Source organism: Novosphingobium sp. HNCC26DJ243, from assembly GCF_057180545.1.
Genome location: NZ_JBXUGN010000001.1, coordinates 221033 through 246793, shown reverse-complemented (window position 1 = coordinate 246793; position 25761 = coordinate 221033). Strand labels below are relative to the sequence as shown.

Sequence of the window (25761 nt, the reverse complement as noted above, 5' to 3'; positions counted from 1 at the left end):
ATGGCCCGGCGCACGAAATTCACGCCAAATTTGACACAGCGCATGGGCAGCGGGGCCAAGTGGGCGCTTCATCCGTTCAGACCGCAACAAGCACAGGAGTCTGATACGATGTTGATCCCCCATGGCGCCGTCATTGCCCTTGTCGATGGTGAGGACTGGCAGGTCCTGCGCAACGGCGGAACCGAAGCCGAGCCCGAGCTCGCCGTGCTCGAGACGCCCGAGCTGGTCGAGGAAAACCACGGATCGGGCGGTCGCCACGCGATCAGCTCGGCCAATCCCTCGGGCAACCAGCGCGACGAGGACGCCCATGCTGCTGCCGTCGCTGAGTGGCTCAACCGGCAGGTGCAGGATCACAAGATCGAGAAGCTGGTGGTCATCGCCCCACCCCGCACACTGGGCGAACTCCGCCACCATTACAGCAAGGCCGTGCAGCGCGCGGTGATCCGCGAACTGGCGAAGGACTTCATGGATCGCCAGCCCGAGCAGATCCTCGCAGCCTTGCGCGGCAAGTAGCGTTTCAGGAGACAGCGACGGAGCGTGTGCCGGTTCATCGGCGCACGCCCTTTCGTATGCCCCCCTGTCACCTTGTTTCCCGCGCCCGATGCGCCTAACGGCCAGACCATGACCGACGCCGCCGCTACCGACCCCGCCCATCTGCGCCGCATCCACTTCCGTGCATGGCACCGCGGCACGCGCGAAGCGGATTACATGATCGGCTGCTTCTTCGATCGCTTCCACGCGCAGTGGACCGCAGCGGATATCGCTTGGTTCGAGGAACTGATCGAGGAGGACGACGTCGAGATCATGGCCTGGGCGCTGGGCACCGAAGAAGTGCCCGAGAAATATGCCGGGCCGATGATGGACGCCATGCGCAAGCTCGATTACGTCGAAATCCCGCGCTGATTTCGATTTTCGCGCGTTACCCCGACCGCCATGTCTGATCTCGATCGCATTCTTTCGGCCACCACGCCGCTCACCCTGTCCTCCGTCGCGCGCGGCGCGCAGCCGCTTGTGCTGGCTGACCTTGCGCGCGCAGCCAAAGGCCGTGCGGTGTTCATCGCGCCCGACGAGGCGGCGATGCGGGCGGTGGCCGACAGCGCGCCGTTCTTCGCGCCCGATCTCGAGGTTATCGAATTTCCGGCCTGGGACTGCCTGCCCTTCGACCGCGCATCGCCTGCCCTGTCGGTAAGCGCACGCCGGCTCGCCGCCCTGCAGAAGCTGCAACACAAGCGCACCGGGCCGCAATTGCTGGTCACCACGATCAACGCGGTGCTGCAACGCGTACTCACGCCCTTCCGCATCCGTGAATCCACGCGGTTGCTGACGCCGGGTGCGGAGATCGGGCGCGAGAGCCTGATCGCGCTTCTGCAACGGCAGGGCTATTCGCGCACCGACACCGTGGTAGACGCGGGCGAGTACGCGGTGCGCGGCTCGGTCTTCGATATTTTCCCCTCGGGGCTCGACCACGGCCTGCGCCTCGACTTCTTCGGCGACGAACTGGAAACACTGCGTCTGTTCGATCCGAACACGCAGCGCTCGGTGCAGCCGGTCGAGACGCACCTGCTGCTCCCCGCAAGCGAGGCGCTGCTTGACGAGGACAGCATCAAGCGGTTCCGCAGCCGCTATCGCGAACAGTTCGGTGCCAACGCCACGGGTGATCCGCTTTATCAGGCGATCAGCGATGGCCGGCGGCTGGCGGGCATGGAGCACTGGCTGCCGCTGTTCGAGGACCGACTGGTCACCCTGTTCGATCATCTGGGCGACGACGACCTCGTCCTGATCGATGCCTCGGCGGCAAAGGCCACCGAACAGCGCATTGCCGACATCGCCGACTACCACGAGTCGCGTGTCGAAAGCTCGTCGAAGGCGCCGGGCAGCTACCGGCCGCTGGCCGAGAACGCGCTCTACCTGTCGCGCGACGAGATCGATCGCGCCTTGCTCGGCTGGCCGGTCCACCGCACCACCCTGTTTGCCGAGCCGGAATCGAAGCAGGTCATCGACTTCGGCTTCACCTCCAGTCACGACTTCACGCCCGAGCGTGCTGCGGCGACGAGCGGGGGGAGCAACATCTACGAGGCGGCCTCGAAGTACGTCTCGGCACTCGGCACGCGCGGCCTGAAGCCGATCATCGCGGCCTACAGCACTGGATCGCGCTCCCGTCTCGCCTCGCTGCTGGCAGAGGCGGGCAAGATCGTGCCGCTCATGGCCGAGACATGGCAGGAAGCGCTGGGCCTTGCCGCTTCGGGCAAACCGGTGGCGGTCGTCCTGCCCCTCGAACAGGGCTTTGCCAGCGCCGATCTGGAACTGCTGACCGAACAGGACATTCTTGGCGACCGCCTTGTCCGCCGCAAGAAGAAGCGCAAGGATGCCGATGCGTTCCTGGCCGAGTTGTCCGCGCTCACGCCCGGCGACCTCGTCGTTCACATGGACCATGGCATCGGGCGCTATATCGGGCTCGAGGCAATCGCGGTCGGCGATTCGCCGCATGACTGCGTGCAGCTGGAATATGCCGGCGGCGACAAGCTCTACATTCCGGTCGAAAATCTCGACGTTCTCTCGCGCTATGGCTCGGATGCGGAGGGCGTGGGGCTCGACAAGCTTGGCGGCGAGGCATGGCAGCGGCGCAAGGCGCGCATGCGCGAGCGCATTCTCGAGATGGCGGGCCAGCTCATGGCAACCGCCGCGCACCGCGCGCTGCGGCAGGGAGCGATCCTGCCGGTCGATCCGGCCAGCTACGGCCCGTTCGTCGATCGCTTCCCGTGGGACGAGACCGACGATCAGGAGCGCGCAATCGACGATGTGTTGTCCGACATGGTCGGCGGCAAACCGATGGACCGCCTCGTCTGCGGCGATGTGGGTTTTGGGAAGACCGAGGTTGCCCTGCGCGCGGCTTTCGTGGCGGCGATGGCCGGGATGCAGGTGGCTGTCGTTGCGCCAACCACCCTGCTGGCGCGGCAGCACTACACGAACTTCGTCGAGCGCTTCAAAGGCTTCCCGCTGGAAATCGGTCGCCTGTCTCGGCTGGTGCCGGCCAAGGAGGCTGGCGAGACCAAGGCGGGCCTGACAGCCGGGACCATCGACATCGTCATCGGCACGCACGCCATTCTGGCCAAGAACATCGAGTTCAAGCGCCTTGGCCTCGTCATCGTCGACGAGGAGCAGCGCTTTGGCGTGACGCACAAGGAAAAGCTCAAGGAACTGAAGGCCGACGTCCACGTCCTGACGCTTACCGCCACGCCGATCCCGCGCACGCTGCAAATGGCAATGTCGGGCCTGCGCGAGCTGTCGACGATCCAGACGCCACCGGTCGACCGCCTTGCCACGCGCACTTACGTGATGCCGTGGGATGACATGGTGATGCGCGAAGCCCTGCTGCGGGAACACCAGCGCGGCGGGCAGAGCTTCATCATCGTTCCGCGCATCTCGGACATGGCCGATCTGGAAGAGTGGTTGCGACTCAACGTGCCCGAGGTCCGCTTCGTCACCGCGCATGGCCAGATGAGCCCGACCGAGGTCGAGGACCGCATGGGCGCGTTCTACGAGAAGAAGTACGAGATCCTGCTTTCGACCACGATCGTGGAGAGCGGCATCGACATTCCTTCGGCCAACACCATCGTGATTCACCGTGCCGACCGCTTCGGCCTTGCCCAGCTCTACCAGCTGCGCGGGCGCGTGGGGCGCGGCAAGATCCGCGCCTACGCCTACCTCACCCATTCCGAGAACACGGCGCTGTCCGAAGTGGCGGAAAAGCGGCTCAAGGTGCTGGGCGATCTCGACAGCCTTGGCGCAGGCTTCCAGCTTGCAAGCCACGATCTTGACCTGCGCGGCGCGGGCAACCTGCTGGGCGACGAGCAATCGGGCCACATCAAGGAAGTGGGCTTCGAGCTTTATCAGTCGATGCTCGAAGATGCGATTCTTGCCGCCAAGGCGGGCGACATCAGCCTTGCGCGTCAGCGTGACGCCCTGAGCCCGCAGATCACGGTAGATGCACCGATCATGATCCCCGAGGACTACGTGCCCGACCTTGCCGTACGCATGGCGCTCTATCGCCGGATGAGCGATGCCGAAGGCGCCGATGCCGTGGAAGCCCTGGCCGCCGAGATGATCGACCGCTTCGGCCCGCTGCCGCAGCCGACGCAAAACCTGCTGCGCCTGATCGAAATCAAGCGCCAGGCGATCGAGGCGAACATCGCCAAGATCGACGTCGGCGCAAAGGGCGCGCTGGTCAGCTTCCATCAGGACAACTTCCCCGACCCCATGGGCCTGATCGGCTATGTCGAGCGCCTGAACGGAATCGCCAAGCTGCGCCCCGACAACAAGCTGGTAATCACCCGCGCCTGGGGCACGCCCGAGGGTCGCCTCAATGGTCTTGTCCAGATGACCAAGGGACTCTCGGCTATCGCTCGGCGGGCGCGAAAGAAGGCGGCTTAGAGCACTTTCAGACCAATCGGAAAGTGCTCTAAGCCAGCAGGTCCGCGATCTTGTCGCCGGGTAGCGGTGCGGATCGCAGGAAGCCCTGGAACGTGTCGCACCCTTCCTCGACCAGCACCGCAAGCTGGCTTTCGCGCTCGATCCCCTCGACCACGACCTTGAGCCCGAGCGCTCGCGCCATCGCGACGATTGCGCGCAAGATCGCGCGATCACGCTGATCATGATCGACGTCGCGCACGAGCGAGGCATCGAGTTTTAGCGTATCGACCGGCAGGGCCTTGAGCGTGCGGAAGTTGGCATAGCCGGTGCCAAAATCGTCGAGCGCGATGCGGATGCCAAGCCGGGACAGTTCGCCCAGCATTTCGGCAGAGCGCGCGAAATCCGCAACCAGTGCCTGCTCGGTCACCTCGAGCGTAAGCTGTGCCGGATCGAAACCAGTTGCCGAGAGAAGTTCGCAGAAATTGGTGGCGAAACGGTCATCGGCAAGATCTTCGGCGGTCACGTTGAGCGATAGCGGCAGAAGCCGTTTCCAACTTGCTGCCACGTCGAGCGAACGGCGCGCGATGTGGCGGGAAAGCTGCGCGACGTGATCGCCGCGCTCGGCAATGGCAAAGAGCGTTTCCGCACCGATCCGACCGAGCTGGGGGTGGTCCCACCGGGCCAGGGCCTCGGCACCAGTCAGCTTCCCGTCAGCTACGCCGTACTGCGGCTGGAAGACCAGGCCGATTTCGTCACGCGCCATCGCGCCGATCAGGTCTGCCTCGAGCCGCGCGACACTGCGCCCCCGCGCGCGATGCGATCCGTCGGCCCAGAGTACGCGGCGACCGCTTTGCTGCTGCAGAGAAGCGAGCGCCTGGTCGAGGCGATCGAGCAGCGCCGATCCGCTCTCACCCGGTTGCCCGCGGAGAAGAGCGGTGCGAGGTGCAAGGTTCAACACGTCGCCGTGCATGGTTAGAGACCGCGACACGCTGCGCGCCAACGCCTCCGCCAGCCACTGCCACCGCTCGCGGCTGGTCGCGCCCGTACTGGCAACCAGGAAATCTCCGCCGCCAATGCGCGCCACGAAGCCGTCTGGCCCCAGTTCTTCGATGGCAAAATCACAGATGCGCCTTGCAATCTCGGCCAGCGCAAGATCGCCACCGGCTTTGCCATAAGCCAGATTGACCGAACGCAGTCGGTGCAGCCCGATCAGCATGGCATGGACGAAGCCGCCCCTTCCCGCACCATCCAGCCACGCCAGAGCGCCGCTCGGACCCGGCAGTCCGGTCAGCCGGTCGCGATCGTCCGGCAAGTGCGCAGGTTGTGCAGGCTCGGTCATCCCGAGCGCCATAGCGTGCCAACCCTTGCCAAAGCGTTCCGGGCAAGGGCTTCGCTACAGGCTCCTGTGCTTTTGTGCATTGCGCCTGCCCCTCCCGACCCATATCTGCGGTGCAAGACACATTGCCCCGGGGGCTTTACGACAATGCCGGACTTTACCCGCCTCGCCTTGCTCGCCTCGCCCACGGACCGGGCGCAGGAAGCGTGCGAGACCTTGCGCAAGGGCCGTGACTGGGTACCGCTCGAGGATGCGCAGGCCGCGGTTGTGATCGGTGGAGATGGCTTCATGCTGCAGACGCTGCACGCGATGATCGACATGGATCATATCGTGCCCGCGTTCGGGTTGAACCTTGGCACCGTCGGCTTCCTGATGAACAAGTATCGCTCGGGCAGGTCGATCGACGAACGACTGGCCAAGGCCACGCAGATCGCGATCTCCCCCCTGCGGATGACGGCGACGACCAACACCGGCGAAGTGCAGTCGGTCTGCGCGATCAACGAAGTTTCGCTTCTTCGCGAAACCCGCCAGACCGCCAAGCTGGAGGTGAGCGTCAACGGCAAGGTTCGCATGCCCGAACTGGCCTGCGACGGTGTGCTGGTGGCAACGCCTGCAGGATCGACCGCCTATAACCTTTCGGCCAATGGCCCGATCCTTCCGCTGTCATCGAACATGCTCGCGCTCACTCCGATCAGCCCCTTCCGCCCGCGTCGCTGGCGCGGTGCGATCCTGCCCGACACCTACGAGATCGTGTTCAAGGCGCTGGAATCGGTGAAGCGCCCGGTGCTCGTCGTGGCCGACCAGAAGGAAGTGCGCGATGTCAGCGAGGTACGCGTCAAGGCCTGGCCCGAGCATCGCCTCACCCTGATGTTCGACCGCGGGCAAAGCCTGGAGGATCGCATCTTCGCCGAGCAGTTCATGGTCTGAGGAAAATTTGAAAACAGGTGCTTGCCAAACCGGAAACGCCTGTTATTAGCGCGGTCCTGCCTCGGGAGACCGGGGCTGCTCCCTGATAGCTCAGCGGTAGAGTAGGTGACTGTTAATCACTTGGTCGTAGGTTCGAATCCTACTCAGGGAGCCATTTTCGTCCATTGACTGCCAAGCGCAGACGGAAGACGCCGCCGAGGCGGCAAGCTGCTCACATTGATCTGAACAACCATTCGGAACGGCGTATCACGCCTTTCGTCATGGCATCACGTCGGCTCCACGACGCATGCAAGATTCACCTTATGGGACGCAGTTGCCGGTCGGACCGTCTGCTTTGTCGCCTTTGTTCACTCCGCCGCCGATTACCTTCGTAAAAATGCTTGCGAAATAGTACCATCCGGCAGCCCGCGGATGGACGATGTGCGATGGAGGTGCAGATTGTTGCGATTGAAATGCCTCATGGGGGTGCACAAACCTGACCGGAACCGTGTCTATCGGAACGCAATGGCTGAATTTGCTCCGTGCCGTTACTGTGGCAGCAGGCTCCGGCATTACGGCCCGGGCGATTGGCGACGCTTTCGCGGGGAAGTGTCCGGTATCGCGGAGGATTGATGCCAGGGCTCAGTGGTAGCGTCGGATCGCGCCATTGAGGAAAGCATCCAGCACGGCCGGATGGAACGGTTCGGCAAAGCGCAGGAACGCACGAAAGCCTTCGCAATTTTCCACCACTGCCGCGCGGCTTTCGAGGCCCGGCAGCGTCAGCCACACGCGTGAACCGGGAACCGGATTGTCCATGCAGTCGATCGCGGCCGATGAGCAGGAAAGGTCCTGTACGTTAACCCTCGCACGCAGGACGCCACGGCGATAAGCTGCTTCGATCGGCGCGACCGGGTCACCTGAATGCCAAGTCTGCGTTGCGGTCTGCACTCCATGATCAAGCCACATCGTCCGTCTCCAGTCCCACAATCGTCGCGGGATGAAGGACGGTGCGTTAACCAGTGAATTCAGGTTGGAAGTGGCCTCCTGTCGCCCTTCTAGTGTTCATACCTAGGTCCGGAATCAAAACGGCGCGGAAGAGCAGTGCCTTCCGCGCCGTTCGATCCTCCTGGTGCGCTTCGATGTCAGTCGGCGACGCCGTGGCAGTGCTTGTACTTCTGGCCCGAACCGCATGGGCAAGGCGCATTGCGGCTGATGCCCTGCCCGGCGAACGGGTCGGCCCCGACAGCGCCGACCGACAAGGCCCCGGCAGCCTGCGGCGCGACCGCGCCGAACATCGGCGCCGTGGCAGGCGATGGCAAAGCGTCATTCTCGCCGGTGAACGGATCGATATGGCTGGTGAGGAAATCGGGCAACTCGGGCAACTGGAATTCCTCGGCGGGACGCATGCGGATTTCGCTGGTCATCAGGATGCGCGTCACGTCCTCGCGGATCGCGTCGAGCATCTTCTCGAACAGGCCGAAGGCTTCCTGCTTGTATTCGTTGATCGGCGTCTTCTGCGCATAGGCGCGCAGGAACACGACCTGCCGCAGCGCGTCGAGCGTGGCCAAATGCTCCTTCCAGTGATGGTCGAGCCGTTCGAGCAAGATCGACTTTTCCAGTCCGCGCCAGGCGCTGGCGTCCACCTCGGTGATCTTGGTATCCATGTGCGCGTCGGCGAGCGTCTGCACGCGTTCCTCGATCAGGTCGGGCTCGATCGCCTCCTCCTGCATCCAGTCCTCGAGCGGAATCTCGATTCCCAGAACATCGCGCACCCGCGCCTTGAGCCCGTCGGCATCCCATTGTTCGGGGTAGGAACCCGGAGGGCAGGCATCGCCGACGATCGCGTTGACGGTATCATGGCGCATGTCGGTGACGACATCGCCCACCGCCTCGGCGTCCATGATGTCGGCGCGCTGCTCGTAGATCACCTTGCGCTGGTCGTTCATGACATCGTCGTATTCGACGACCTGCTTGCGGATATCGTAGTTGCGCGCCTCGACCTTCTTCTGCGCCGTCTCGATGGCCTTGGACAGCCACTTCGACCCGATCGCCTCGCCATCGGCAAGGTTCGAGTTCATCATCTTGGCAAACAGCGTGTCCGGCCCGAAGATGCGCAGAAGGTCATCCTCGAGGCAGAGGTAGAACTTGCTCATGCCCGGATCGCCCTGACGGCCCGAGCGGCCGCGCAGCTGGTTGTCGATGCGTCGGCTTTCGTGGCGTTCGGTACCGATCACGCAAAGGCCGCCTGCTTCGAGCACCTTGCGCTTGTCCTCGGCAACTTCGGCCTTGATCTTCGCGATCGCGGCATCGCGCTCCGGCCCCTCGGGCATGTCGCGCAGTTCGTCCTCGATGCGGAAATCGATGTTGCCGCCCAGCTGGATGTCGGTGCCGCGCCCGGCCATGTTGGTGGCGATGGTAACCGCGCCAAGGCGGCCCGCCTGCGCCACGATATGGGCTTCCATCTCGTGGAAGCGGGCGTTGAGGACGTTGTGCTTCACGCCTTCCTTGGTCAGGAAGTCGGAAAGCAGTTCCGACTTCTCGATCGAAACGGTGCCGACCAGCACGGGCTGGCCGATCTCGTACTTTTCGCGGATCAGCTTTGCGATGGCGCCGAACTTGTCCATCGTGTTCTTGTAGAACTCGTCCTCGTCATCGATGCGCAGGACCGGCACATTCGTCGGGATCGTGACGACGTTCATCTTGTAGATGTCGAAGAATTCGGGCGCCTCGGTAGCGGCGGTGCCGGTCATGCCCGAGATCTTGGGATACATGCGGAAATAGTTCTGGAACGTGATCGAGGCCATCGTCTGGTTCTCGGGCTCGATCCGCACGCCTTCCTTGGCCTCGACCGCCTGGTGCAGTCCGTTCGACCAGCGGCGGCCGTCCATCATGCGCCCGGTGAACTCGTCGATGATGACGATCTTCTCGTCCTTGACGATGTAGTCGATGTCCCGCTTGAACATGACGTTGGCCTTCAGGGCCTGATCGAGGTGATGGACGACCATCGTGTTCTCGACGTCATAGAGGTTCGAGCCGACCAGCAATCCGGCGGTCTCGAGCGCGCGCTCGACCCATTCCACGCCATCTTCGGTCAGCGTGATGTTCTTGGTCTTCTCGTCGGCATCGTAAAGCTCGGGATCGATCGTCTTCACGACCGCGTCGACCGAGAGATAGAGGTCGCTCTTGTCGTCGGTCGGACCCGAGATGATCAGCGGCGTGCGCGCCTCGTCGATCAGGATCGAGTCGACTTCGTCGACGATCGCGAAATTGAACGGGCGGTGGACCATCTGGTCGCGCGAGTGCTTCATGTTGTCGCGCAGGTAGTCGAAGCCCAGCTCGTTGTTGGTGGCGTAAGTAATGTCGCTCTCATACGCCGCGCGACGCTGCTCTTCGTTGAGGTTCGGGACGATCACGCCGACCGTCAGACCGAGGAACTTGTAGAGCACGCCCATCGTCTCTGCGTCGCGACGGGCAAGATAGTCGTTGACGGTGACGACGTGGACGCCCTTGCGCTCCAGCGCGTTGAGATAGACCGCAAGCGTTGCGACAAGCGTCTTGCCCTCGCCCGTGCGCATTTCCGCGATTTCGCCGCGATGCAGGACAATGCCGCCGATCATCTGGACGTCGAAATGGCGCAGGCCGAGCGTGCGGACCGAGGCTTCGCGAACCGTGGCAAAGGCTTCGGGCAGCAGGTCGTCGAGCGTCTTGCCCTCTTCCAGCATGGTGCGGAACTTGGGCGTCTGCCCTGCCAGTTCCTCGTCGGACAAGGCCTGGAGGTGCGGCTCGAAAGCAGCAATCTGGCGCACGATCTTGTCGAGCGACTTGACGTAACGATCGTTGGAAGAGCCGAAAAGGGCCTTGGCGATGGAACCGAGCATGGGCGGAACAATCCTGTCGAATCAGTAGTGTAGAAAAAGCGGCGCAACATTTCGCGCGCCGTGGCGTGGCAAGAGGCTTGCCGGAGGAAGTGGCAGACGGCGACGCGCTATTCGCGCGCGCGGTCGCTCAATTCGATACCGCAGGGCCGGATCAGTGCCGGGGCGGGAAGCCACACCGTCTTGCGGCGGGCATTGCTGCGCTTCTGCGGAACCACGCCGCCGCGCCCAGCGCAACGCTGCTGGCGCTGTTCGGCCGAAGCCGTGGCCGCACCCGAAACCCCCGTATCTGCCACTTCCGTACGCGAGACAGCCAGAGCCACCTCGGGCAAGGTAAGGCCCGTAATCATGGCCAGCAGAGCGAGCAGGAAACGCATCAGGTTGTTAGATAGGGATTCAAGCGCGTTTCGTCCATCAGGAAAGCGCAGGGTCTACTTCACATCCTCCACTTCAGTGGAAGACCTGATGATCACACGCTTTGCGACGGCGTTCCCGTTTTCATCGCGAAACGGTTCCTGAATTGATGCATTCTTGGAACAAGGTGTCATTGCCTGCATCGCCTCGGCTGCCCCATCACCCGTTGCGGTGATCTTGCAGTCCACGATTTTTCCACTCTTCTCGACGACAAAGCTCAGCATATCCGATTTCGGGCTCAAAAGTTTGTTTGCCTGAAGTGGCAACAGCCAACGGATCGAATTTGTATATGTCCCCGTCGTCGCGTCACCGTTCGCATCTCTCGCCGCATAAAAATTTGCACGCGTCATCACGAGAAAACACGTGCGTTCATCCAATTCGGGGGTGCCGCTGGATTGAAGTACGTCACACCCGATCGGCTTTCCATCGGTGCCGATGCGCACAAGAAAGCGCACAGTGCCTTCCTTACGGGTTCGGAGTGCCTCTTGCGGATAATCGCTGGGAGTTACCCACCGTCCAGGACTTCCATTCGGGGTAGCCGGTATCGGTTCTTTCGCGTGTGCCGCAGTCAAAGTGACTGTCGAAAGGAATATTGTGAAAGTAGCGAGTAGTTTTCTCATCTTGGACATCATGCGCAGAATTTTGCAGGTGACAAGGGCTCGTTGCCTCCCGCTTGAACGGCGCCCCCACCCGCGCTAGGCGCTTCACCCATGTCCGACGCCGTATCACCGCTCGCCACGCCCTTCCCCGCCATGCCCGCGATTGCGGGCGTCACGCCGCATGTCGTGCGTGCGGGCTACAAGGACTGGGGCCGTTGTGACCTGACTTACGTCGAACTTGCCGAAGGCACGGCAGTGGCGGGCGTTTTCACGCGCAATGTGTGTTGTTCGTCGGAAGTGGAGATCGGGCGCGAAAATGCCAGGCTGGGCCTCGCGCGGGCGCTGGTCGTAAACGCGGGCAACTCCAACGCCTTTACCGGCTATCGCGGTCGCGAGGCGGTGGAGCAGATCATGGCGCAGGTCGCCGACCACCTCGGCTGCGCACAGGAACAGGTCTTCGTGTCCTCCACGGGCGTGATCGGCGTGCCGCTGCCCAAGGACAAGGCGAGCGCCGGGATCGAGGCGGCGCTCTCGGCCGAACCCTGCTCCTGGGAAGACGCCGCCCGCACCATCGGCACCACCGACACTTATCCCAAGGGCGCAACCGCCAGCGCGATGATCGGTGACACCCGCGTCAGCTTCAGTGCGATCATCAAGGGCAGCGGCATGATCGCGCCCGACATGGCCACGATGCTGGGGTATGTCTTCACCGATGCGAATGTCAGCCCCGCATTCCTGCAGGAATGCCTGTCTGCCGCGAACCGTCGCACGTTCTCCTGCATCACGGTCGACAGCGATACTTCGACCAGCGACACGGTGCTGGCCTTTGCCACGGGCAAGGCGGGCAATGCACCAATCACGGGCTTCGACAGTCCCGGTGCGGATGCCTTTGCAGCGGCGCTCGAAGATGTATGTCGCCAGCTTTCGCACCTCGTCGTGAAGGATGGCGAAGGCGCGCAGAAGTTCATCGCGGTGAGCGTCTCGGGCGCGGTTTCGGACGAAAGCGCGCGGAAAGTCGGCCTGGCCATCGCCAATTCCCCACTGGTGAAGACCGCCATTGCCGGCGAGGACGCCAACTGGGGCCGCGTTGTCATGGCCGTAGGCAAGGCCGGCGAACCCGCCGACCGCGACCGCCTGTCCATCGGCTTCGGCGGAACCTGGGCCGCGCGCGACGGGCAGCCGGTAGCCGATTATGACGAGGCGCCGGTTGCCGCGCACCTCAAGGGACAGGAGATCTCGATAGAGGTCGATCTCGGCCTTGGCGCAGGGCGCGCCACCGTGTGGACCTGCGATCTCACCCACGGTTACATCTCGATCAACGCGGACTACCGCAGCTGAGGACACGGCAAATGATCACGCTCTGGGGCCGCCTCAATTCGCATAACGTCAAGAAGGTGGCCTGGGCGCTGATCGAGATGGACCTTGCGTTCGAACGCAAGGATATCGGCGGGCAGTTCGGCTACACGCCCGAATACCTCGCGATGAATCCCAACCGGATGATCCCGACGGTCGAGGACGGTGCGTTCGCGCTGTGGGAATCGAACGCGATCCTGCGCTACCTCGCCGATCGTTACGCGCCGTCCTTGCGCAGCGACGATCCACTCGTCCGGGCGAGCGGCGACAAGTGGATGGACTGGCAGTTCCATTTCGCCGATGCGCAGCGCGACGCGTTCCTGGGCTGTGTGCGCCACGGCAAGGATGGCAGCGATGCGGTTGTGGCTAAGTCGGCCGCTGCGGCGTCGGCGATGATGGCGATCCTCGATGCGGAGCTTGCGGACCGCGAATGGCTTTCGGGCGAACGCTTTGGCATCGCGGACATTCCGATGGGCGTCTATGCCCACACCTTCTTTGCGATCCCTGTCGAGCGGCCGCACTTGCCGCACCTTGCCGACTGGTACGCACGCCTGCGCGATCGGCCCGGCTTTGCCAGCCAGGTCATGATCCCGCTGACCTGAGGACTTCGCATGCCCGAAACCGCCCTCGATCATGCCGTCGCCGCGCTCATGCGCGATACGGCAGAACGGACCCTGCTCAAACACTACCAGCACCTCTCGGCGGGCGATGTCGTGTCTAAGGCCGCGAATGACGTCGTGACAATTGCCGATACCGAGAGCGAGGCGCTGTTGGCAGAAGGGCTGGCAAAGATCCTCCCTGAGGCGGCCATCATCGGCGAGGAAGCGGCTCACGCTGATCCCGCGATATTCGAGCGTCTGTCCGACCGCTTGTGCTGGATCATCGATCCGCTCGACGGAACCAACAACTTCGCGGCGGGCAAGCCGCCGTTCGGCATCTTGCTTGCGCTGGCCGAAGCGGGCGAGACGGTGGCGGGTTGGATCTACGATCCGCTATCGGGACGGCTGTGCACCGCGCATCGCGGCAAGGGAGCGTACCTCAACGGAGAACGTTTCTCGGCGCAGGAAAGCGGGGAGTCGCCTCCGATCGCTGCGATCTCGCTGATCTTTGCCGACGAAAGCCGCCGCGCCGCGCTGCTTGAACATATTGCCCCGCACTACACGCTGGTCGACATCCCGCGGTGCGCCGCCGAACAATATCCGCGCATCGGGCTTGGCACCAACGACGTCTCGCTGTTCGAAAAGACGCTGGCCTGGGACCACGCGGCGGGCGTGCTGTTTCTCAATGAAGCGGGTGGGATGGCGGCGCGGCCCGATGGGTCGGCGTACCGGGTTGATCGGCATCTGGAGCCGGGCCTGATCGGCGCGGCGAGCCCCGCTTTGTTCTACCAATTGGCCGAACGCCTCGCGCGGATGTCGGGCTGAGACGAAAACCCCCGCTTTCGCGGGGGCTAACGTCAACAATCAGAGGACGCTTTCGAGCCATCCCTTGAGCTGGCTCTTGGGCGCAGCGCCCAGCTTCTGGGCCACCGGCTTGCCATCCTTGAACAGGATCATCAGCGGGATCGACTGCACGCCGAACTGGCTGGCGACATCGGTGTTCTCCATGATGTCGACCTTGGCAATCTCGACCTTGTCGGCCAGCTCTTCCGAGATTTCCTCGAGCGCGGGTGCGATCATCTTGCACGGGCCGCACCAGTCGGCCCAGAAGTCCACGAGCACGGGCTTGCTGCTGCCCAGCACTTCGGTGGCGAAGTTGGCGTCGGTCACGGCTTTCGTCGGCATCGGATGAACTCCTGTATGGTCTTTGCGATCAATTTAGGGCCGCAGTTGCAAGGCGCAACCGATCAGCCGGAAAAGGTTTCCTGCGCAGGCCCAAGGCGCAGCTTTTGCGCGTCGATAACCGCTTGCGGGATCACGAAAAGCTGCGGGGTATGTGTGTAGAGGATCGCCGCCTCGACCGGCACGCCGGGATGGATCGCCTCGATCGCGGCCACATAGGCCGCCATCTGCCGGACGTAGGCCACTGGGATCTGCTCAAGCCACTCCGGAGGCCGCCGCGCAGTTTTGAAATCGACGATGCGGATGTGCGAGGCAGTGATGACGAGACGGTCGACCGTGCCGCTTACCACGCGCCCGCCGACCACCGCCGCGAGCGGCACCTCTGCCAGGGAATCCGGGCCAAACACGTCCGACCACTCGGCATGCTGCATGACCGCCAACGCCGAAGCGACCATACTTTCGCGGTCACGCTCGGCAAATTCGGGAGCGACACGTGCCAACCACGCTCGCCCGGCATGTTCCCCTCCATCGACGGCCACTTCGGGCAAACGCTCGATCAGGCGGTGCAACAAGGTCCCGCGCCGTGCCGCCAGCATCGCGCCGGGGCCGGGAGGCGCCGGCGGATCGGGCGCATCGTCTTCACCCAGCGATGACGGGGCAAGTGGGCGCGGAGGGCGCGGTTCGGCACCGACCGGCGTCTGCAAAACTTCGGGCAGCACGATCCGCTCAACCTGCCCCTGTTCCGCTTTCCTGATCGGGAACGGCAGCGGCGCGCCGATGGTCTTGCGCGCGCCCCACAGCGGACAATCCTGCCAGTCGAGATGTTCGAACAGCGGCTCCAACTGGGCATACCAGCTGTCTTCGGGCAAGTCGCCGCCGCCCTTCTTGCGCTTCTTGCCCTTGGCTCCGGCGATGAACAGCGCTTCTTCGGCCCGCGTCATCGCGACATAGAGCAGGCGCCAATGCTCCTCTCGCTCGGCCCGCTTGGCCTCGGCCTCGGCCTCCAGCACCGCCGGGGCTTTCTCGTCCTTGCGCAAGGGTGGCAGCGGCAGCTTTCGCATCGTGCCGAGCACATCTTCGATCAGTTCAAGCCCGCGCGGCGGCGAGAGGTCGGGATCGTCGGCGGAATCGGCCAGGATCACGATCGGCGCCTGCAGCCCTTTCGATCCGTGGACGGTCATCACCCGGACGAGGCCATCGCTCTTGCCTGCCTCGCGCTTCAACTCGCCCTCGCCCGCATCGAACCATTGGAGGAAGCCGACCAGGCTGGGCACGTTGGCGCTGGCATAGGCCATGGCGGCATTGAGCAGTTCGTCGATCGGGTCGTTCGCCTCGCGCCCGAGCCGGGCGACGAGCTTGCGCCGCCCGTCCCACGGTCCGACCAGCAGCCAATGGAGCAGCACCTGCGGCGGATCGTAGTCGGCACGGGCGAGCAGAGCGCGCAGGCGTTCCATTGCGGCAAACGTTGCAGGCCCTTCCTTGCGGCGCAGGAAGTTCCACAGCCGCTCGCCATGCGGGCGATAGCCATGTTCGAGCAGGTCTTCCTGGCTCCATCCGATCAGCGGCGAGACAAGCAATCCGGCAAGGTTGAGATCATCGAGCGGCTGCGCGGCAAAGCGCAGCGCCGCGACCAGGTCCTTGACCACAAGCGGCGCACCAAGGCGCAAACGGTCCACACCGGCAACAGGCACGCCCCGGGCGTGAAGGCGGGCGACGATCAGCCCGGCAAGCTCCTTGCGCTTGCGCACGAGGATCATCACGTCGCCGGCATCGGCGAGTTTCGGACCACCCTTCGACAGCGGGAACCCGCTGTCGATCCACGCGCGGACCTGTCGTGCGATCTTGTCTGCCAGATCGCGGTCGGGGCGAGAGAGCCAGCTCTCTTCGCCCTCGTCCGTGTCCTCGCCATCCTCGGCTGCCTCATCGCCGGTCACGCGCCAGAGGCCTATCGTTCCGGGGATGTCGAGCCCGCGATGGGGCTCGGGCGGCTGGCTCAGGCCGAAGCGGTCCCACCCGATCCGGTCGATCGCGCCATCGACGAACTGGAGGATCGGATTGGCGGTGCGGTAGGACTGGCCAAGGCCCAGTTCCAGCAGCTTGCGTTCGGGATCGCGCAGGACGGCGGCGACGTCTTCCAACTGCCGCTGCACCTGCAGGCTGGCGCGCGCGAAGTTTTCGGGACTGGTGCCCTGAAACCCGAAGATCGCCTGCTTGTAATCGCCCACCACGAACAGCGTGCGCATCTTCGGCCCGCGCTGGCCCTCGCCGGTAAAGAAGTCGGAGACCAGCCCTTCGAGCACGATCTCCCACTGCGAGGCATTGGTGTCCTGCGCCTCATCCACAAGGATGTGGTCAAACCGGCGGTCGAGCTTGAAGCGGATCCAGTCCGCCGTGGTGCGCTTCGTCAGGAGGTCGGCGGCAGCGCGTATCTGGTCATCGAAATCGATGAAGCCTTCGCGCGCCTTGGCCTCGTCCCACGCCAGCGCAAAGCGGCGGCCGATGGTGAAGGCGGTTTCGAGCAGCGCGGCCAGATCGATGCGCGCCTTGTGCGCTTTCAAGGCTTCGAGGCTGGCGATGACGCGCGCAGCATAACCCGGATATTCCGGCTGCTTCTTCTCGATGTTGGTGGTCGAGCGCGGCTCGCCCTTGGCGGTGAGAAAACAACCTTCAAGGGCGGTAAGCGTCGCGAGGCGCTTGTCCGGCGCCGCCGCGAGCCAATCGCCCAGAATGTTCGCGCTTTCGATGCCGCCTTTGGTGCCCCACGCGGCGTTCATTTCCATGCATCGGCGCACGGACTGGCAATCGAAGGCGTCGTCTGCACAAAGAGCCGCAAGGCTCGCCTCGGTATCGTCCTCGCCCAGCCCCAGCACCCGGTTGATGCGCGGGCGCAAGGGTGGGGTCCACGATCCTGCTCCCCACCACAGCTCGCGCGCACCGGCACAGCGCAGCAGGAAGCTTTCGACCTGATCCTCGCTCATCCGCAGAGACAGGTTGGCCAGCGCGTCGAGCAGCGCATCGTCGCCCTGCGCCTCGGCCTCGACCAGCATGTCGGCCAGCACCTGCCGCACCAGCAGCGCGCGGTCACGGTCTTCCATCGCCCGCGTTCCGGGACGCAATCCCGCTTCGACGGGGAACGAGGCGAGCAGCCACTGGCAGAAGGCATGGATCGTCTCGATCCTGAGGCCGCCACCGGGGCAATCGAGAACGGCGGCAAAGCGGCTGCGCGCGCGCGCGACCGTAGCCGGATCGAACGGCGCGCCGATCGCCATGAGATCGCGCGCGAGGCGCGTGTCGTCCATGCGCACCCAGCTTGCCAGCACCTCGTTGACGCGCGTGGCCATTTCTGCCGCACCCGCCTTGGTGAAGGTCAGGCAGAGCAACTGCTCGGGCTCGACCCCGTCCTGTAGCAGCAGACGAAGCACGCGCGCCGAAAGGACCTGCGTCTTGCCGGTGCCGGCCGAGGCCGAAAGCCAGACGGTACGCAATGGATCGACCGCGTGGGCCTGGTTGTCCTGAAGCGGGTAAACCTTGCTCATGCCTCTTCCCCGCCAGCGGCGCTCCCGCGTGCGCCTCCGGCACGCTCGCGGCCCTGCCATTCATCGAGGCGCATCAACTGGTCGTAGTCTGAATAGCCCGGAAGATCGGGATTGAGCCGCGCGGTGAAGGGGTCGCTGCCCAGCAGCCACTTGGCGATGGCTTCGCGCAGGAAGCTTTCGGTCGCAGGAACGAAGTCTTCAGGGTTCAACGTGCTGCGGTTTCCGGCGTCCTTGACCGGCGATTTCATGTAACCGAAGCCGCGCTCCTTGTTGCCCCCCAGTGACCAGTATTCGAAGCGCGCCGGCTCGCCCGCCACACCTGTCATGCCGCCCTCACGCGCGATAAGGCCGATCAGGCCGAGCTGAAGTGCGAAGCCCTGTTCGACCATCCTGGCGGACGGCGGCTTGCCCGTCTTGTAATCGACGATGGCCAGGGTGCCATCTGGCAGCTTGTCGATGCGGTCGGCGCGTCCGTGGATGCGGATGCCATCGACCGTGATCTCCCCCTTGCGTTCGACGGCAAGAACCTCACGCCCCTCGCCGGCAAGACGGTCGGTCTCTTCCTCAATCCAGTGCAGCGCGTTGATCAGGCGTGGCTTCCACATCGTGCGCATGAAGGGATGTGCGCTCATCTCGTCGAACATGCGCTCGGCAATCGGTACAAGTTCACCAGGCTTGCCGCCCGCCTCGTGCCAGACCTTGAGCACGTCGTGCACCGCCGTGCCTTTCCATGCAGGCGTGGGGTCGGCATCGATCGGATCGAGACTGCGCAGGCCGAGGATGGCCGAGGCATAAAACTGGTAAGGATCGCCGCGCAAGCGGTCGAGCGCGGTGACCGCGATGGGGACACGCCGTTGTTCTGCCGAAGGCATCGGATGCGGCTGCGGATGCGGATCGACCGGCTCTGCCTCGGCCAGCGCGCGGGCAAGGTCGACTGCACGCGTCTCGGTGCGCAGCTGTTCGGCCAGCATCGCCTGGATGCGCAGGATGAAGCGTGACGGGATGGCGGGGCCCGACGCATCGCGGCGCGCGTGACTGAGCACGACTTCGGGCGCGCCGAGCGCTGCGGCAAGATCATGCGCCGAAAGGCCGATGCGGAAATCGGAGCCCGGAATGCCGAGCGCGCGCAGGATCGGCGGGGCGAGCAGCGGATCGGGCGCAGGATTTCCCGGCCAGGTGCCCTCGGTCAGTCCGCCGCAGATGACGAGATCGGCCCGGCTCATGCGCGCTTCGAGCAATCCGTAGATGGCAAGGCGTGGGTGGCCGCCCCAAGGCGGGCGCACCGAAACCTCGTCCATCGCATCGCGCAGGAGCGCGGGCAGTTCGTTGCATTCGACCAAAGAAGGTGCAGAGCCTGCAGCCTCGCGCCAGCGCTCGACGAACTGGGCGAGACAGCGACCATCGGCCTGAGCCCACAGCCCCGTGCCACACAACGCCTCGCCCGCCTCACCCAACGCTACGAGCGCCATATCGAGACCGATCGCGCCTTCGAGCGAGACCAGCGGGAACAGCAGGTCCTCGACACCCGACCACCAATCGGTCAGGCCGGGATGGCGCGGCTCTGCCTTTTCGACGGCCTGCCGGATCGCGGGCAGCCCCGGTCCGGGACGAGGCCCACGCAGGACCAGATCAAGCTGGCGCACGCGTTCGAGCCAGGCAGGGCGGCCCTCGCCCGCCTGCACGAGCGGATGCCCCAGAAGAGCGAGCAGCGGCACCGGCGCGGCGCGTTCCGCGACAACTTCGGCCATCTGCAGTAACGCCCTGCCCGCTGCGGTCTGCGGCAGGGGCCGGCCGGCGGTGTCATCCGCGACGATGTTCCAGCGGCCAAGGTTGGCGACCACGCGCGCAGCAAGGCTGCGGTCGGGCGTGATCACCGCAATGCGGCGTTCGGGGACGGCTATCGCCTCGCGCACCAGCACGGCGATGGCCTGCGCTTCCTCCTCGGGGGTCGCGCTTTCCATCACGCGCACGCCTGACAGCCGCCGATCCTTTGCCTCTAGCGAGACCCAGACCGTGCTCGCCTCGGGCGGCAGGAACAGGTTGGAGATGGCGCGGCTGCGTTCGGGCGGTGCGGGCGAAAGGCCTGCGCGATGCCACGGCTGCACTTCTTCGCGCGCGATGCCCATGCGATTGAGCAGCAGCTTCAGGTGATATTGCGGGTGCGTAACCACATCGCCGCGATCGAACACGCCGCCTTCTGTCCCGCCCGCGCTGCCCAGCGCATCCCAGACCTCGTCATCCAGCGCAAGATCGAGATCGGGCAGGATCACGCCGCCGTCGCGCATGTCCGCCACCACGCGCAGCAGCTTAGCCACCGCCGGTGACGCAGAGGTAACCCCCGCCGCGATTACCGGATGGGCTGGCGGGTTCGTGCGCCAGACCCGCGCCGCGTGGTCGAGCAGGAGATTGCGGCGCTCGGGCGCGTCGATCCGCCCCAGTTCGCCGAGTTCGGCCTGCCAACGCGCGAAGACGCGCGCGAAAAGACGGGTGTTTGCCTGCCAGTGTTCTGACAGTTCCGTGGCAATGCCGACGACTTTCTCGTCGAGCATGTCCGCAATCGCCACGCCCTCGACCAGCAACCGGTCGATTCCCTGAGCGAGCCCTCGCGCCTGCCGGAGCAGCGCCGCCTCGCCCGGTGCCTCGTCGCCCAGTTCCTCACCCAGCAGGCGGGCAAGGCGCAGCAATCGCCAGACCGGATCGACAGCCTCGGGAATGCCGATGCCCGCGCCGATCGGATCGAGCAGCGGCCCCAGCGTTTCGTCAAGGTCGAGATCGCCAACAACCGCCATGCGCGGCAGCAGCAGCCCCTGCCCGCTCGCCCGCACGAAGGCTTCGGTCACGATCCTGACCGCGCGCTGGCTTGGCAGCAGCAGCGTAAGCCGGGCGAGGCCGAAGCGGTCTTCGCGATAGCGCGGGATCAGGCCGGCGACGAGCGCGTCGGCAAACCCCCGGTGCGCCGCAATCGACCAGACACGCGGGCGGGGTGAACCCTCGCCCATGTCAGTCCTGGCGCAGCGCGGCTTCGGTGGGTGCAATCATCTGCGGCTCACCCACCTCGTACCACAAGCCGAGATGCGACGTGCCGAACAGACGCCCCTCGGCAATCGCCCGGTCCCACAGCTTCGTGGTCGAGAACGCGCCTGCGGGCGCATCGCGCAGCAGGCGATGCGACACGATCTGGATGCCACTGTAGATGAACGGCGCGATCCGCCCTGTCCGGCGGCGCGAGATGCGGCCCAGCGGGTCCATGTGAAAATCGCCCTTGCCGCGATAGTTGAAAGCCCGTGCGTGCGGCACCAGCAGCAGCAGCGCATCCATCCGTTCGGCGTCCCAGTTGTCCGAAAGGTGTTGGAACACGTTGCGCGGCCCATCGAGCCAGATGTTGTCGCTGTTGAGCGCAAAGAACGGATCGCTGCCGATCAGCGGCAGAGCCTTGACCATCCCGCCGCCCGTTTCGAGCAATTCGGCACGCTCGTCCGAAATCGCGACATCGGGCGTGCTGCGGCGCGAAAGGTATGCCTCCATCGCATCGGCAAGATAGTGGACGTTGACCACCGCCCGCGCGACGCCCGCCTCTTCCAGCTTGTCGAGGCAATGATCGATCAGGGGCTTGTCGGCCACGCGCACCAAAGGCTTGGGGCGGGTTGCGGTGAGCGGGCGCATGCGCTTGCCCAGCCCCGCTGAAAGGACCATCGCCACATCGCTTGCCAGCGGCTTGCTCATGTCGCGAACGTGCCGCCCAGGTTTGCGCGGACGTCTGCAGGAATGTTGGCTTCGAACCACGCCGCCACCGGCGCGAGCGCGGGATGCGCAAGATCCCGTTCGAGCAAGGCCCAGACGCGCGGGATGTAATCGAGATAGCGGGGCTTCCCGTCGCGCTTCCACAGCCGCACGAAAATGCCGACGATCTTGGCATTGCGCTGCGCGCCGAGGCGGGCGTAGTCGGCAAGGAATTCCTCACCCGCAGGCGTACCCGACGCGCCGACATGATCGAGGTAATACTCCAGCATCGCCGCTTCAAGCTCGGGCGAAACGTCGCGCCGTGCATCTTGCAGCAGCGAAACGAGATCGTAGGCCGGATGGCCGACAAGCGCGTCCTGGAAATCGAGAAGACCCTGCTTTTCAAGTCCGCCGACGAGCATGATGTTCTCGGCGTGATAATCGCGCAGCACGGTCACACCGGGCCGCTGGCGCCCAAGCATCGGGCTGAGCACCTCTTCCCAGGCATTGGCCCAGGTGCGGCTGTCGACATAGAGCGCGCGGGCGGGCACGAACCAGTCGATCAGCAGCTTGGCCTCGCGCTGATACTCGGCAAGCGTATAGCCCGTGAACGGTCCCGGCGGCAGGCGGCGCAACTGCAGCAGCGCGTCGATCGCGTAGCGATAGACCTCTTCCTCGTCCTGCGGCCAGGCGTCGAGATATTCGCGCATCCGAACTTCGCCGAAGTCCTCGAGCAGGACAAAGCCATCGTCAGGCTGTTCGGCGAGTACGATCGGCGCGCGCATTCCATTCGATTCGAGCCACTTGGCCGAGCGAATGAACGGCAGCGGGTCCTCGTTGGGCGGCGGGGCGTGCATCAGCATGGCCGTGCCGGCCGAGCGGCGTATGCGGAAATAGCGGCGGAACGAGGCGTCCCCCGGCAGGGGCTCGATCGTCGCACCGACCCAGCCCGCCCTGTTGAGGAACTGTTCGGTGCCCGGAGGAATGGTCAGGTCCATGATCCTCGCTCTAGCCAATCGCGGCCTGCCGACACAATGGCCCGCCGCCCCTTTTCCGTGGATTCAAGATCGATCGAAAGACAGGCAGGCTCATGCGCGAAGCCGCCTGCATGTTCGGGCCACTCGGCCAGCAGCGCCGCGCCCTGCCTATAGTCGTCCAGTCCGATCTCGTCGGCCTCGGCAGGGTCCTCGAGCCGGTAGAAATCGGCGTGGACCAGCGGAAGGCGCACCAAGGGCGGGTCGTAGACTTCGATGATCGCAAAGCTCGGACTTGGTACTTCGCCTTCGTGGCCCAGCGCCGCGATGATCTCGCGCGCCAGAGTCGTCTTGCCCGCGCCCAGTCCGCCCGAGAGCGCGACGACATCGCCCGCGCGCAAGTCAGCAGCGATACGCTGCGCGAGCGCATGAGACGCGGCAATGTCGGGCAGGTCCACGATCACGGCAGCACGACGATCGCGCTCGTGCCAAGGCCTGGTTCCGACATGAGTTCAAGCGTGCCGCCATGCGCTTCGACCAGTTGTCGCACCAGCGGCAGCCCCAACCCCTGGCGGCGCTCGACCGTGCGACCATCGGCACTGACTTTCAGGCCTTCAAGCGCACGGGCAAGGATCGCCGGTTCCATCCCGCGCCCGTTGTCGGAGACAACAACCTGCAGCTTTGCGCCCTTCTTGCGCGAGGCCTCGACGAGGATACGGCCGCCTTCGGGCGTGGCCGCAATCGCGTTGTCGAGCAATTGCCCGAAAGCCCTGCGCAATCGCCGCGCGTCCCCCGTCACGACACCTGCCGACTTGTCGCCGCGCAAATCGAGCGTGAGCTGGCCTGCGCTCAGCCGCTCTGCTCGCTCTTGCGCCACTTCGGTCAACAGCGGGAAAATCTCGACCGGCTCCTGCGCCAGTGGCAGCGTCCCGGCCTCGCTCTGCGACAGGTCGAGCACGTTCTCGATCTGCTCGCCGAGCCGTTCGACAGAAGACAGGATTGCCGCCACATATTCGTTTTGCTGCTCGGTCAGCTTCCCGGCTAGGCCACTCTGCAAAAGCTCGGCAAACCCGCCGATCGAGGTCAGTGGCGTGCGGAACTCATAGCTCATGTTGGCGATGAAGCGTGTCTTGACCGCATCGGCCTCGACCAGCGCGGCGTTGCGCTCGCGCAAGGCAGCTTCGGCCTTCTGACTGTCGGTAATGTCGAGTACGGTCAGCATGCCGTTGCCATCGGGAAGCGGCACGCCCGCCAGCGCCAGATGCCGTCCGTCAGCCAGCGTCAGCCGACCCCCGCGCTGCTTGCGCTCAAGCGTGGCGCCCTGAATCACTTGCGCGATCGTGCCGACCTGCGCCGGACGCTTGAGCTGGTTGGCGATCTGGCTCAGCAGTGCATCGGCGCGCGGATGGGTGGCGAGGAACGATTCCTCGAGCGCCCAGTCGGCAGCAAACCGGCGGTTCCACAGTTGCAGCTTGCCGTCGGGCGCGAAGACCGCGAGCGATTCGAACAGGTTGTCGAACGTCGCCGTGCGCGTGCGCAGCAGCGTGTCGCGCGTGGCCGACAGTTGCAGTTGCTCGGTGCGATCTTCAAAGATCATCAGCAACCCGCCGTCTGGCATGGGCTGGCCGACAACGCGCAAATGCGTGCCATCTGAAAGGTGCCAGGGTTCTTCGATCGGTTCGCGCGCCAGGAACCAGCTTTGTCGTTCACGCCGCCACTCGGGAAAATCGCGTACTTCGGGCAAGCGTCCGGCATCGCGCATCCGGTCGATCACGCGGTCGAAAGGCGGCGTGTCGACGACCCACGCCTGCGGCACCGCAAAGATGCGCAGGAACGGCTGGTTGGCGAAAACGAGGTTCCGCTTCTCGTCAAACTGGGCGATCCCGGCCGAGAGCGTATCGAGCATCTCGCGCTGGGCTTCGCGGAATCGGCGGAACTGGCGGATCAACTCCTCCATTTCCTCGATATCGACCACGTAGCCCGCAACGCCATCCTCGCCCAGCGGGAGGTCGGTCACACGCACGGCGCGGCGCTGGCCCTTGATCGTGGCGAGCAGCGAACGTTCGATCGGGACACGCCGCGACAGCGCCTGCCGCGCGACCTGGGCCGCGGTCAATCGGTCGACCGGCTCGATCAGTTCGATCCCTTGCGCGATTACCGCGTCCGCGCTCGGCGCGCCGACCGCCTTGACGTAGGCGCTGTTGACGAGCCGCAGCCGGAAATCGGAGCCGCGGAACCACATCGGCAGCGGCGCCGCCTCAATCAGGCCGGAAAGCCCGGCGAAATCCGCCTTGGCATTGCCAGCCTCGGCCCGAAGCCGCACCAGTTCGGCCTCGCTTTCCGAAAAATCGAAGAACCACACCAGCGCAGAACCGCCGGGCGACACTTGCGGATCGGCAAGGTGGCCGTGCGCGGCAAGGCTGCGCGTCCCGCCCTTGGGTGTCAGCGCAAGTCGAAACGGCGTTCCCGTCTTTTGCGCACGGCGCACGGCATCGCTCAGCCGCGAAAGCTCGACTTCACCCAGGCCGCGATCGCCGGCATCGAGTTCCGAAAGGTAGCCGGGCATGGCGTCGAAGCCGAGCCACCCGGCAAGGCGCGACGGGCCTTCGATCCGGCCATCGGCGCGCACCAGCAAGGGCAAGGCTGGCGATTCGTCGATCATCCGCGCCAGCCTGCGCGCCTGCCGCTGTACCGACTCGCCCCGACGCGCCCGGCGGCGCGCTTCGAGCACGAACCAGCCCGCACCGACCGTCCACGTGGCCAGCAGCAGTCCGATCAGCACCATTGCGGTCTGGTTGAGCACAGGCATCCCTGCTTCGCTATGCGCAGGCGCAGCACATTACAATGGGCGATCCGA

The 25761-nt window shown here is 64.9% G+C and carries 19 protein-coding genes and 1 tRNA gene; 8 read left to right on the top strand and 12 right to left on the bottom strand.

The genetic code is table 11. The features are described 5' to 3' along the window. Positions 1-108: 108 nt before the first annotated feature. From AC2A04_RS01210 to mfd, 3 genes are all read left to right on the top strand, one after another. Positions 109-513 carry a baeRF12 domain-containing protein gene (locus AC2A04_RS01210; protein ID WP_484210490.1) on the top strand — a complete coding sequence of 135 codons (405 nt, stop codon included), beginning with the start codon at positions 109-111 and terminating at the stop codon, positions 511-513. A gap of 108 nt (positions 514-621) precedes the next feature. After that, positions 622-903, top strand: coding sequence for an FAD assembly factor SdhE (locus tag AC2A04_RS01205; RefSeq protein WP_484210489.1), 282 nt, complete (start codon positions 622-624; stop codon positions 901-903). Between the two features lie 30 nt (positions 904-933). Next, a complete protein-coding gene (mfd, locus tag AC2A04_RS01200) occupies positions 934-4431 on the top strand; it encodes a transcription-repair coupling factor (RefSeq protein WP_484210488.1) in 3498 nt (1165 codons plus the stop codon). 28 nt (positions 4432-4459) lie between these two features. On the opposite strand, the gene AC2A04_RS01195 is transcribed toward mfd, so the two are convergent. After that, entirely contained in the window at positions 4460-5761 is a 1302-nt protein-coding gene (locus AC2A04_RS01195; protein ID WP_484210487.1) for an EAL domain-containing protein, read from the bottom strand. A gap of 132 nt (positions 5762-5893) precedes the next feature. On the opposite strand from AC2A04_RS01195, the gene AC2A04_RS01190 reads away from it, so the two are divergent. Both AC2A04_RS01190 and AC2A04_RS01185 read left to right on the top strand, forming a co-directional pair. Then, the gene (locus tag AC2A04_RS01190) at positions 5894-6673 is read left to right on the top strand and encodes an NAD kinase (RefSeq protein ID WP_484210486.1); all 780 of its coding nucleotides are present in this window, start codon (positions 5894-5896) and stop codon (positions 6671-6673) included. Between the two features lie 79 nt (positions 6674-6752). After that, positions 6753-6827 (top strand) — tRNA-Asn (locus AC2A04_RS01185). 467 nt (positions 6828-7294) lie between these two features. Here AC2A04_RS01185 and AC2A04_RS01180 read toward each other — a convergent pair. From AC2A04_RS01180 to AC2A04_RS01165, 4 genes are all read right to left on the bottom strand, one after another. Further along, positions 7295-7618, bottom strand: coding sequence for a PilZ domain-containing protein (locus AC2A04_RS01180; protein WP_484210485.1), 324 nt, complete (start codon positions 7616-7618; stop codon positions 7295-7297). Positions 7619-7794: 176 nt separating this feature from the next. Continuing rightward, the gene (gene secA, locus AC2A04_RS01175) at positions 7795-10530 is read right to left on the bottom strand and encodes a preprotein translocase subunit SecA (RefSeq protein WP_484210484.1); all 2736 of its coding nucleotides are present in this window, start codon (positions 10528-10530) and stop codon (positions 7795-7797) included. Positions 10531-10637: 107 nt separating this feature from the next. Then, on the bottom strand, positions 10638-10904 hold the full coding sequence (locus AC2A04_RS01170) for a hypothetical protein (RefSeq protein WP_484210483.1): 267 nt from the start codon (positions 10902-10904) through the stop codon (positions 10638-10640). 54 nt (positions 10905-10958) lie between these two features. Next, positions 10959-11561 (bottom strand): energy transducer TonB, encoded by a 603-nt coding sequence (locus tag AC2A04_RS01165; RefSeq protein WP_484211665.1) that lies wholly within the window; start codon positions 11559-11561, stop codon positions 10959-10961. Positions 11562-11651: 90 nt separating this feature from the next. On the opposite strand from AC2A04_RS01165, the gene argJ reads away from it, so the two are divergent. The 3 genes from argJ to AC2A04_RS01150 are packed head-to-tail and all read left to right on the top strand — an operon-like array spanning position 11652 to position 14317. Further along, on the top strand, positions 11652-12878 hold the full coding sequence (gene argJ / locus AC2A04_RS01160; RefSeq protein WP_484210482.1) for a bifunctional glutamate N-acetyltransferase/amino-acid acetyltransferase ArgJ: 1227 nt from the start codon (positions 11652-11654) through the stop codon (positions 12876-12878). Between the two features lie 11 nt (positions 12879-12889). Then, complete coding sequence (locus AC2A04_RS01155; protein ID WP_484210481.1) at positions 12890-13495, top strand: glutathione S-transferase family protein; 606 nt, start codon at positions 12890-12892, stop codon at positions 13493-13495. A 9-nt stretch (positions 13496-13504) separates the two neighbouring features. Beyond that, positions 13505-14317, top strand: coding sequence for an inositol monophosphatase family protein (locus tag AC2A04_RS01150; RefSeq protein WP_484210480.1), 813 nt, complete (start codon positions 13505-13507; stop codon positions 14315-14317). Positions 14318-14356: 39 nt separating this feature from the next. Here AC2A04_RS01150 and trxA read toward each other — a convergent pair whose 3' ends face one another. The 7 genes from trxA to AC2A04_RS01115 all read right to left on the bottom strand — a co-directional run bounded on the left by trxA (position 14357) and on the right by AC2A04_RS01115 (position 25713). Continuing rightward, entirely contained in the window at positions 14357-14677 is a 321-nt protein-coding gene (gene trxA, locus AC2A04_RS01145) for a thioredoxin (RefSeq protein WP_484210479.1), read from the bottom strand. A 62-nt stretch (positions 14678-14739) separates the two neighbouring features. Further along, positions 14740-18210 (bottom strand): double-strand break repair helicase AddA, encoded by a 3471-nt coding sequence (gene addA / locus AC2A04_RS01140; RefSeq protein ID WP_484210478.1) that lies wholly within the window; start codon positions 18208-18210, stop codon positions 14740-14742. Further along, positions 18207-21209, bottom strand: coding sequence for a double-strand break repair protein AddB (gene addB / locus AC2A04_RS01135; protein ID WP_484210477.1), 3003 nt, complete (start codon positions 21207-21209; stop codon positions 18207-18209). Before addB ends, addA begins: the two co-directional genes overlap by 4 nt. Before the next feature lies 1 nt (position 21210). Then, a complete protein-coding gene (locus AC2A04_RS01130; protein WP_484210476.1) occupies positions 21211-21933 on the bottom strand; it encodes a nucleotidyltransferase family protein in 723 nt (240 codons plus the stop codon). After that, positions 21930-22928: an aminoglycoside phosphotransferase family protein gene (locus tag AC2A04_RS01125; RefSeq protein WP_484210475.1), complete on the bottom strand. Its 999-nt coding sequence runs from the start codon at positions 22926-22928 to the stop codon at positions 21930-21932. Before AC2A04_RS01125 ends, AC2A04_RS01130 begins: the two co-directional genes overlap by 4 nt. Beyond that, positions 22919-23368: a tRNA (adenosine(37)-N6)-threonylcarbamoyltransferase complex ATPase subunit type 1 TsaE gene (tsaE, locus tag AC2A04_RS01120; RefSeq protein ID WP_484210474.1), complete on the bottom strand. Its 450-nt coding sequence runs from the start codon at positions 23366-23368 to the stop codon at positions 22919-22921. The genes AC2A04_RS01125 and tsaE overlap by 10 nt, the downstream gene beginning before the upstream one ends. Continuing rightward, positions 23365-25713 carry a sensor histidine kinase gene (locus tag AC2A04_RS01115; RefSeq protein WP_484210473.1) on the bottom strand — a complete coding sequence of 783 codons (2349 nt, stop codon included), beginning with the start codon at positions 25711-25713 and terminating at the stop codon, positions 23365-23367. Before AC2A04_RS01115 ends, tsaE begins: the two co-directional genes overlap by 4 nt. Positions 25714-25761: the final 48 nt, after the last annotated feature.